We start from the raw sequence: 2,100 nt of genomic DNA, 5'->3' as shown, positions 1-2,100 counted from the left end.
GGCTACTTCTGGGGCGGCAAGTCGGACGCGGTGGGGTGGGATGCGCGCTGGGGCGTCCCGGCGGTGGTCACCGCCCCGGGCAGCAGCACCAGCGGGGAGAGCCTGCCTTTCGGGCTGGACTGCTCCGGCTTCGTATCCTGGTGCGCCGTCAACGCCGCCGGAGACCCCGCCGCCTTTGCCGCCGTGGGCAACGGCGTGCGGGCCCAGCGGGCCCTGTGCGCCCCGGTGGACTGGGCCGACGCCCTCCCCGGCGATCTGGCCTTCTATCCCGACCTGTCCCATGTGGGGATCGTGGCCGGCCGGGGAGAGGACGGAGGGCTTCTGGTGCTCCACTGCTCCTACTCCCTGGGGGGCGTGGTGTGCTCCTCCGACGCCAAGGCCGCGGGCTTTACCGACCTGGGCCGCCCCTCATTGTTTGAAAAAACGCCCTGATTCCACAAAAGGATTGACGAACCGCCGCAATTCCAGTAAAATAAAACCAATCACTTTTATTTGGCCGCAGCAGTTTGCTGCGGCCCTGTTTTGGTGTTTGGAGGTCGGTTATGTCAGAAGAACTGCAGGAAAACAAAATGGGCACCATGCCGGTCCGGCGGCTGGTGCTCTCCATGTCTCTGCCCATGATGATCGCCATGCTGGTACAGGCGCTCTACAACGTGGTGGACAGCTATTTCGTGGCCAAGCTCAGCGAGAACGCCCTGACGGCGGTGGGCATGGTGTTCCCTTTTCAGAATTTGATGATCGCCGTGGGCGTGGGCACCGGCGTAGGTGTGAATGCCTTCCTCTCCCGCAGCCTGGGGGAGAAGAACTATGATGCCGCCAACCGCGCGGCGGAAAACGGCGTGTTTTTGGCGGTGCTCTCCACGCTGGTCTTTACGGTGGCCGGGCTCACCCTGGCCCACCCCTTCATCGCCGTACAGACCGATATTCCCGATATCGTCTCCTCCGGCACCGCCTATATGCGCATCTGCGGCGGCCTGTCCTTTGGGCTGTTCCTGGAAATTATGTTCGAACGGCTGCTCCAGGCCACCGGGCGCACCTTCTACACCATGCTCACCCAGGGCACCGGGGCCATCATCAACATCATCATGGACCCGGTGCTCATCTTCGGCCTGGGCCCCTTCCCCCGTATGGAGGTTGCGGGGGCTGCCGCAGCCACCGTCCTGGGCCAGATCGTGGCGGCCGTCCTGGCGGTGCTGTTCAACCTCACCTGCAACCACGATATCCACCCAACCCTCCGGGGCTTCCGCCCCAACGGCCCGGTGATCCGAAACATCTACTCCGTGGGCGCGCCGTCCATCATTCTCAACTCCATCGGCTCGGTGATGACCTTCGGTATGAACCAGATCCTGTTCGCCTTCTCGTCCACCGCCGTGGCCGTGTTCAACGTGTATTTCAAGCTCCAGAGCTTCGTGTTCATGCCGGTGTTCGGCCTCAACAACGGCATGGTGCCCATCGTCTCCTACAACTACGGCGCCCGTAAGCGTAAACGCCTGGTGGATACGGTGAAATTCAGCGCCCTCCTGGCCGTGGCCATCATGCTGGTGGGCCTGGTGGTCATTCAGCTCTTCCCGGCGAATATCCTCGGCCTGTTTGAAGCGTCCCCCGACATGCTGGCCATCGGTGTGCCCGCCCTGCGCATCATCAGCCTGTGTTTTGTCTTTGCGGGCTTCAGCATCATCTGCTCCTCCACCTTCCAGGCCCTGGGCAATGGCCTGCTGAGCATGATGATCTCTATTGTCCGTCAGCTCCTGATCCTCCTGCCCGCGGCGTTCTTCCTGTCCCTCAGCGGCAGCGTCACCGCCGTCTGGTGGGCCTTTCCTATCGCGGAGCTGGCCTCTCTGGCCCTCTGTGTGATCTTCCTGCGGCGTATCTACCGCAGGGTGATCCTCCCCCTGGAGTAAGCGCCCCGCCGTCTCCCGCATACAGGGGCCGCCCCTACCTTTCCGGGATTCCGTTTCCGGCGGGCTATTCTGCGGCGCTTGGACGTAGGGGCGGGCCGATGTGGGCATCGGCCCCTACAGAGGTCTGCTGCGGCAGGCATCGCCTGGCCAAAATGCTCCGTAGGGGCGGGGCTTGTCCCCGCCCGCGGGGGGGGGGGGG

2 protein-coding genes are annotated in these 2,100 nt (G+C 63.8%); both read left to right on the top strand.

The window, feature by feature from the left end; translation table 11 throughout:
- Nucleotides 1–432: peptidoglycan endopeptidase (locus ACESY8_RS19620; protein WP_498794967.1), on the top strand; the 432-nt coding region annotated here is incomplete at its 5' end.
- A gap of 110 nt (nucleotides 433–542) precedes the next feature.
- Nucleotides 543–1,901 (top strand): MATE family efflux transporter, encoded by a 1,359-nt coding sequence (locus ACESY8_RS19615; protein WP_044941436.1) that lies wholly within the window; start codon nucleotides 543–545, stop codon nucleotides 1,899–1,901.
- The last annotated feature ends 199 nt before the right edge of the window (nucleotides 1,902–2,100 follow it).

Source organism: Clostridium sp. ATCC BAA-442, assembly GCF_964239415.1.
Classification (GTDB): Bacteria; Bacillota; Clostridia; order Oscillospirales; family Oscillospiraceae; genus Flavonifractor; species Flavonifractor plautii.
The sequence above is the reverse complement of the archived record's forward strand: the minus strand, read 5'-3'. Positions and strand labels throughout refer to the sequence as shown.